Raw genomic sequence first — 6,784 nt, forward strand, 5'->3', positions numbered from 1 at the left:
TTAACGTGTTTTTTTATTTGGATGTTGCGGCTTTACTTAGTTTGCCAAGGAGATCCGATATTTTATTAATAACCAGATCACAACCTTTGATGTTATGACGTTCCTTTAGATATTCAGGGTTATTATAAGAAAGCCACGCCTGACCTTTTATATCTTCCCAGAACAGTGCTTTTTGCGGAAGATCTATAGCGACGGTTTTTGAGCACTGCATTAACAGTGTTCCAACCTTAGGATTACCAAAGATAACAACTTCGGTGGGAGCTAATTCAAGGTTAACGTTGGCAGCATTCGTAGTGTGATTTATTCTTGCAAAAAGAGTGAGACCTTTTTTTTCTAATATTTGTTCAAAGCGATCAGCTGTTTCTTTGACCGTATGGTTACTCTCAATTGAAATCACAGTTTCAGTTGCCAAAACAGAACTCGAGAAAACTAATGCAAAAACAGTACGCGAAATTATTTTTATCATAATAAAACCTTTCTGGATGTTGCTGAAATAATTGGCAAACGCTTAACGGCGAAAATAGCCGTATTGCATTGCTTCTATGTAATTCTAGTTGGTTATTGCCTTTTAAACTCTACATCTACTTTCTGAATAGCTAAAGCTTGAGGATCTTTAATACCCTGTTTAAGTTCAAAATTTTCATCTTTACTTGCGATAATTGAATTTTAGCATCAAAAAGAGCATCGATGAGTGCCGCTAGTGTTAAGAAAAGAAAGATCAATCACAATAGTACTTTTAAAGGAGAATAATGAGTCGTCCTATTTAGATAAGATATTATTAGCAAGAATAATTTTATGCTTATAGATAAAACACGCAGAGCAAATATTGATAATAAACGTTACATGTTTTAATGCCACTTATCAAATATTTGCATTTTCTAACATGCATTAGCTGGTTTAGAAGAGATAGAGTTATCTCCTACTAGATCAGGTCATTTCCGCCAAAATTTCTCTACGGACGAAAAGATGCAAAGCTTCAATCCTGCGCTAGGATTAAATAAAAGAGTGAGGAGAATTTACCTATGTCCAGTGAATACTGGCCAACTCGCTACTGGCAAAAGCTTTCCGACGGACGCGTGCAATGCGATCTGTGTCCCAGACTTTGCCAGCTGCGTGAAGGCAAAAGAGGCGCCTGTTACATACGGATGAACCACCAGGGTGAAATCGTGTTGACCTCTTATGGTCGATCCAGTGGCTTTTGCATCGATCCTATCGAAAAGAAACCCCTAAACCACTTCCTGCCCGGCTCTTCCGTGCTTTCGTTCGGCACAGCAGGCTGCAACCTGGGGTGTGAGTTCTGCCAGAACTGGGATATCAGTAAATCCCGCCACTGGGATACCCTCACGGATCAGGCATCGCCTGCACAACTGGCCGACGCAGCTCTGCGTTACGATTGCCAGAGCGTTGCCTTTACCTATAATGATCCGGTTATTTTTATGGAGTATGCGATCGATATCGCCGTTCAGTGTCATAGCGTCGGGGTAAAAACGGTCGCTGTGACCGCAGGTTATATTTGTGATGCGCCTCGAGTCGAATTTTTTAAACATATGGATGCAGCGAATGTCGATCTGAAGGGGTTTACTGAGAATTTCTACCGACATATCTGTCATGGCCACCTGCAACCTGTGCTCGATACGCTGATTTATCTAAAACAGCACACTTCGGTCTGGTTGGAGATAACGACCCTGCTGATCCCCGGAGAAAACGACAGTGAAGCTGAGATCGATGCAATGACTCGATGGATAGTGAAAAATCTGGGCGCGGATGTGCCGCTTCATTTCAGCGCATTTCATCCGGACTTCAAGATGCTTAATAAAGGACCAACACCGCCCGAAACCCTGTTCAAAGCGCGCGAAATTGCACTGCGCAACGGCCTGCATTATGTGTACACGGGTAACATTTCCGACAGCGAGCGCAGCAGTACCTATTGTCATAAATGTGGCGCAATGCTGATCGAGCGCAACTGGTATGAGTTAGGTAAGCTTGATCTCAATGATGATTTCTGTTGTCCCCATTGCCAAACGCCATTGCCCGGGGTCTTCAGCCGTAAACATGGTCATTTCGGGCGACACAGGATCCCGGTGCGTTTGAGTAAAGGCAGCCTGTAACAGATCTGCTGGTGGCATTATCGAGTATAGAAAAAAGGTTTTTTCATTTAACCAGCAAAATACGCTGCGCCGTTGCTTACTTATTTTAATTGAGCTCTGTAAAAACAAGTTTATAAGTTAAATCCAATTTATCCTCAACTTGTATCAATCCATTAAAAACAGAGAAAGGTTCAATACCGAACTCGGTTTGCAGGATGGAAAGTTTGCCACTGACAATTAGCTGGTTGTCATCAGTCTGTTGCAGGTTGATTGCTAATTGCCGCTCCTGTTTCACGCCATGAATAGTTAACAACACCTTTGTCTCTTTACCTGACAAGGCTGCAGAGCAGTCACTGCTGTGTAGTTGAGCAAAGGGTGAACTGGTTGCATCAATATTTTCCAGCATATTTTTTTTAGTGTTATCACTACTGCTCAATGACGGCGTTGTTTGCAGCTCGGCTTCTGTGCGTAACTGCGGATCATCGACATTGAGTTTAGCAAGGGGCACAAACAGATCTGTCTGACATAGCCCTGTTGTTTTGTTTAGTAAGATATACCCATGCACATCCTGGCTGGCAACAATATGTTCATGCCCCAGTAATGTCAGTATACCGCCACGGTATGCCCGGATCAGAATCTGTGATAATTTTCTGTCTGCACGATAGACGCGGTTTTGCGTATCAGCTGCGGCCTGTAAATATAACGCTTCCGGAAAGTCCGCTGGCTGTGCCGGACTTTCAGGGGACTCTTGTTGTACGGCACAAGCGGATAAAAACAGTGCGCTTAGTGCTATTAATCTGAAAGTCATGATGGCATTACTCCTTTGCTCTGCGGGTATGCAGTTCCTCAAACCAAACTTCCACGGCCAGTCCTGTTTGCCCATTCGCCAGTACCAATAGAAAATCAGCACGGTTGAGCAATAGATTCTCGATCATTGCACTATTAAAGCTGAGATTTCCTACTGCTAAAAAAGCGCACTGACTAACCGTTTAATTCCTTTCAACTGCACTCTTCCAGTGGCAATGAAATCGTTTTTATTTTACCATTAATAATAGCTGTAAAGCTGTCACTAGCAAAAAAAAACTAGAAATACTGAGCAAAATCAAAACTTTCGCCGCTTTGAATCACTTCTTTGATATCGTTTTATCCATATTGGTATAACAATCGACACTTTACTACAAGCCGAACAACCGTTTACGGTATAGGAGACTAAAAATTCTTTAAAGATACCTGTGATATACCGCTAATCACCATTTTGAATCATCTCCTTAATTTTATGAGCCTTAACAAAATGATCTAATTGATGAGTCTGTATCCACCACGTTGCAGCTTCCATAAGTAATTCAGGATTATCATTTTTATTTGCAAAGAAAGCGTAGAATGACAATCCGACATTATCACCTTTGCTTGCAATTTTTTTATTACAAACGTCGATAATTTTAGTTCTTAATGCTTCTCTCATTATTTACCCATACCTTGAATGTTGCCATATTAGAATAATGTCTTTACCTTCTATCTATGCAAATGTTCTGATGAAAGACTATCTCTGAACTATTTTTCCTGTTTCTCGGAGTATGAGGGCAAGAGATATAATCGATGCAGAGATCAAGCGCTAGTTGACGAATTAAATCCGCTGTAAACAAAAGACCGCCGGGAACAACAGATATTATCACTGCGTTTTGAAACTCCTAATTGCGATATCTGCATAACGCCATCTTAAAGTCCACTTGATAAGCCGGTCATAGTGCATATTCAACCGCTTTCTGTGCATGAATAGTTGTCGTATCTAAAAGTGTTACTTTGGTATCCGCTTGCTCAAGCAGCATGCCAATTTCAGTACAACCAAGAATGACAGCCTCCGCGCCCTGCTTAGCTAAAGATTCAATAATGCGCAAATATTCGGCTTTAGATGCCGGCAGTGCTTTGCCTAAACAAAGTTCTTTATAAATAACATTATGAACAATTGCTCTGTCTGCTTCATTAGGAACTAAAACGGTTAAACCATAATTTTCACTTAACCTGCCCTTATAGAAATCTTGCTCCATTGTAAAAGCGGTTCCCAATAGCCCCACCGTTTTAATCCCTTGTTTCACAAGAACATCAGCGGTTGCATCCGCTATGTGGAGCAGGGGAATATTAATAGCCGCTTCTATCTGTGGCGCTACTTTATGCATAGTGTTGGTACAGATAAGTAAAAAATCAGCGCCTGCAGACTGCACATTGATAGCCGCTTCAATCAGTATTTTTGCGGTACCTTCCCAGTCATCATTATGTTGTAACTTTTCAATGGGATCAAAATCGACACTATAGATAGCGATTTTAGCCGAGTGCAGCCCACCAAGTGAGCTTTTAATTCCTTCATTAATTGCACGATAATAGCCAAGCGTACTTTCCCAGCTCATACCACCTAAAAGACCAATTGTTTTCATATTATCTCTCCACATCTATTTGCATGATAGAACTCCCCCTTGCTAACCGCATCTGTGGGTAATATTGAAAATGTTAGCTTTCCAATAAAAACGCAGGTCCATCTTTTTAAAATTATTGGCATCAATTCATCAAAACCGGTTTTTAGTATTCATGGAGTAGATCCAGATGGCAAGTAGCAATATGATAAAACCATGAAAAATAAAAGTATTAGCTTAAAATACTTTGTTTAATGGGGGTCTAAGGCAAGTTAGATTGTAGAGGCTTATCGATTGAGGTAATACACTTGCGGGTAGGAATGGCTGGGCAGGCAATTATTTTGCAATTCTATACTAAAAAAATAACCTTCTCGCCTGCTAAAAGTGGTCGAAAATACCTGCTATGGAACTATCTAAATCTACTCTTGTCTGGAGGATACCTCCAGACTCACGATTATAATCACTATTGGCGAACGTTTTTAGATTTCGTTTTGACCATCATCAGTTGCATTGGGAGTATTCTCATTACAGTAGATTGAGTCATTCGTATCGGTAGGTATACAGTGAGCGACATAATCCACCTCCATGGTTGCTTTTTTAAGCCTTCGATCAATCCTGCCACCTAAATTCCCACCCATGGCAACATTGAGCAGCACAAACATCGGCTCTTTATATTGTTTACAGTTACCCATATTTTGTGAGGCGACCAAGGTGTCATCCATATAAAAAGAGATGTTATCTTCGCTCCACTGAATTGCGTAAGTATGCCAATTTTGTACATCGGCTGCACCAGCGGCATAATTATGTAGCACTAAACTTCCACAAGCGGTTTTACGTTGAGAATTTTTTGAAGTTCTATTAAAAAAATTAGTTATGTAAGTATCGGGTTTATTAGAAAACCATTCCCAGACATCTATTTCACCGGCACCGGCATTGGGCCAGCCAATCTTATCTCCATCACCTTTAATGGGTTGTTCAGCAATACGATTTTCAAGCATCCAGAATGCGGGCCAACTGCCGCCTTCTAAATTGTGAAACTTGATCCTTGATTCGATACGTCCATAAAGAAACTCACTTTTATCTTTGCTATTTAAACGTCCCGATGTCCATGATTTTGATTTTCCCCCGAGGCCGGGGCAGTGATTATTGTGTTTTCGGGCAATAATTTTTAAGGTGCCATCAGAGACATCAAAATTTTTATTTACTGAGCTGTCATCATCGGTATAACACTGCACTTCATTGTTATAATTGGCTTGTGTCTGTGCGGTCCAGTTATCCCAATTAACACCTGTGCCTTCAAATGGGTCAATCCATTGCACTTCCCAACCCGCTAAAGTTGGCGTACTAAAACTGAGCATAAATAGAGTTACGATACTTGCTGTTAATTTTACGCTGCGCTGTTTAATATTATGACCAATAAAATGGTCTGATGTTTTGAGTGCGGATCCCATTTTGACCTCTTAATTTTAAATGTTGAATTTCTGGGCACATAGCTGCAAATTATACTTCGGCGGGTTTAATTGTATTTAGGGCTTTATTTCTGATTATTTTATGCGGCTCCTACTGCATGAGCAATATATCTGATTCGAAAGCTATAGCTTGATCACAGCATTTTTACAGCGAGAAAAGTTGGGACAGGTAACTGTTTTTTATTGTGTAGTTTAACAAGAGGCTTGCTCAGATAATTATATCCATTGGAGCAATAGATGATCGTAATAGTAAGCTGTTATCACGTTAGCGCGGATCCCTTTTTCTGCTCGTTTACTTGAAATAGCAGCAGTATCTGCAGGGTTATTGGGTCTTAGAGGGGTTGTACAACAATAGAGTAAGAGCGTGGTTTTTAGATTATTATTTAATTGTTTATAACAGCATATGGATTAGAAGCTAGATAAAGAAAATCTAGCAAAACCAATCTAAAGATCAAATCACTTTATCGTTTCCATAATACGTTAATTAACGCGCCAGCCATGATAAAAGTCCCCCCCATTATAGTAGTGATAGCGGGTAGTTCACTAAAATAAGCCCAGCCAATGAAAGCTGAAAATATAACCTGTACGTAAGCATAAGCGGTTGCTTTATTTGCATCTGCGCTATGCAGGGCTTTTGTTAAACCTATTTGACCTACTTGCGTAAATATACCCACCAAGATCAATACACTGAGTGCCGCTAAACTGGGTAGAACAAAATCGCTGCCTAATAAAAAAATTGAAATAGGAAGCGCTATAATAGGAAAATAAAAAATAATAACCGAGCTATCATCCGTTTTGGTCAGCTTCTTAACAAGAATATAAG

General features: G+C 40.4%; 7 protein-coding genes. 1 reads left to right on the forward strand and 6 read right to left on the reverse strand.

What is annotated here, in order from left to right:
- Nucleotides 1-13: 13 nt before the first annotated feature.
- A complete protein-coding gene (locus tag ACJAT7_RS16815; RefSeq protein WP_415227960.1) occupies nt 14-466 on the reverse strand; it encodes a DUF302 domain-containing protein in 453 nt (150 codons plus the stop codon).
- Nucleotides 467-1,022: 556 nt separating this feature from the next.
- Here ACJAT7_RS16815 and amrS point away from each other — a divergent pair.
- Nucleotides 1,023-2,108 carry an AmmeMemoRadiSam system radical SAM enzyme gene (gene amrS, locus ACJAT7_RS16820; RefSeq protein WP_415227961.1) on the forward strand — a complete coding sequence of 362 codons (1,086 nt, stop codon included), beginning with the start codon at nt 1,023-1,025 and terminating at the stop codon, nt 2,106-2,108.
- Nucleotides 2,109-2,193: 85 nt separating this feature from the next.
- Here amrS and ACJAT7_RS16825 read toward each other — a convergent pair whose 3' ends face one another.
- From ACJAT7_RS16825 to ACJAT7_RS16845, 5 genes are all read right to left on the reverse strand, one after another.
- Nucleotides 2,194-2,895 (reverse strand): YceI family protein, encoded by a 702-nt coding sequence (locus ACJAT7_RS16825; protein ID WP_415227962.1) that lies wholly within the window; start codon nt 2,893-2,895, stop codon nt 2,194-2,196.
- A 435-nt stretch (nt 2,896-3,330) separates the two neighbouring features.
- On the reverse strand, nt 3,331-3,549 hold the full coding sequence (locus tag ACJAT7_RS16830; RefSeq protein ID WP_415227963.1) for a DUF6500 family protein: 219 nt from the start codon (nt 3,547-3,549) through the stop codon (nt 3,331-3,333).
- A 277-nt stretch (nt 3,550-3,826) separates the two neighbouring features.
- The gene (locus ACJAT7_RS16835; protein ID WP_415227964.1) at nt 3,827-4,516 is read right to left on the reverse strand and encodes an aspartate/glutamate racemase family protein; all 690 of its coding nucleotides are present in this window, start codon (nt 4,514-4,516) and stop codon (nt 3,827-3,829) included.
- Between the two features lie 455 nt (nt 4,517-4,971).
- Nucleotides 4,972-5,943, reverse strand: a complete 972-nt coding sequence (locus ACJAT7_RS16840) for a family 16 glycosylhydrolase (RefSeq protein WP_415227965.1) — start codon at nt 5,941-5,943, stop codon at nt 4,972-4,974.
- A 479-nt stretch (nt 5,944-6,422) separates the two neighbouring features.
- On the reverse strand, nt 6,423-6,784 hold a 362-nt coding region (locus ACJAT7_RS16845), incomplete at its 5' end, for an EamA family transporter (RefSeq protein WP_415227966.1).

The organism is Psychromonas sp. (assembly GCF_047632995.1).
In the GTDB taxonomy this organism is placed as follows: domain Bacteria; phylum Pseudomonadota; class Gammaproteobacteria; order Enterobacterales; family Psychromonadaceae; genus Psychromonas.

Excerpts from the sequence above, each read along its gene's own strand:
- ACJAT7_RS16840 (WP_415227965.1), bottom strand. The coding sequence starts at position 5,943 with ATGGGATCCGCACTCAAAACATCAGACCATTTTATTGGTCATAATATT.
- ACJAT7_RS16830 (WP_415227963.1), bottom strand. The coding sequence starts at position 3,549 with ATGAGAGAAGCATTAAGAACTAAAATTATCGACGTTTGTAATAAAAAA.
- ACJAT7_RS16835 (WP_415227964.1), bottom strand. The coding sequence starts at position 4,516 with ATGAAAACAATTGGTCTTTTAGGTGGTATGAGCTGGGAAAGTACGCTT.
- ACJAT7_RS16815 (WP_415227960.1), bottom strand. The coding sequence starts at position 466 with ATGATAAAAATAATTTCGCGTACTGTTTTTGCATTAGTTTTCTCGAGT.
- ACJAT7_RS16825 (WP_415227962.1), bottom strand. The coding sequence starts at position 2,895 with ATGACTTTCAGATTAATAGCACTAAGCGCACTGTTTTTATCCGCTTGT.
- amrS (WP_415227961.1), top strand. The coding sequence starts at position 1,023 with ATGTCCAGTGAATACTGGCCAACTCGCTACTGGCAAAAGCTTTCCGAC.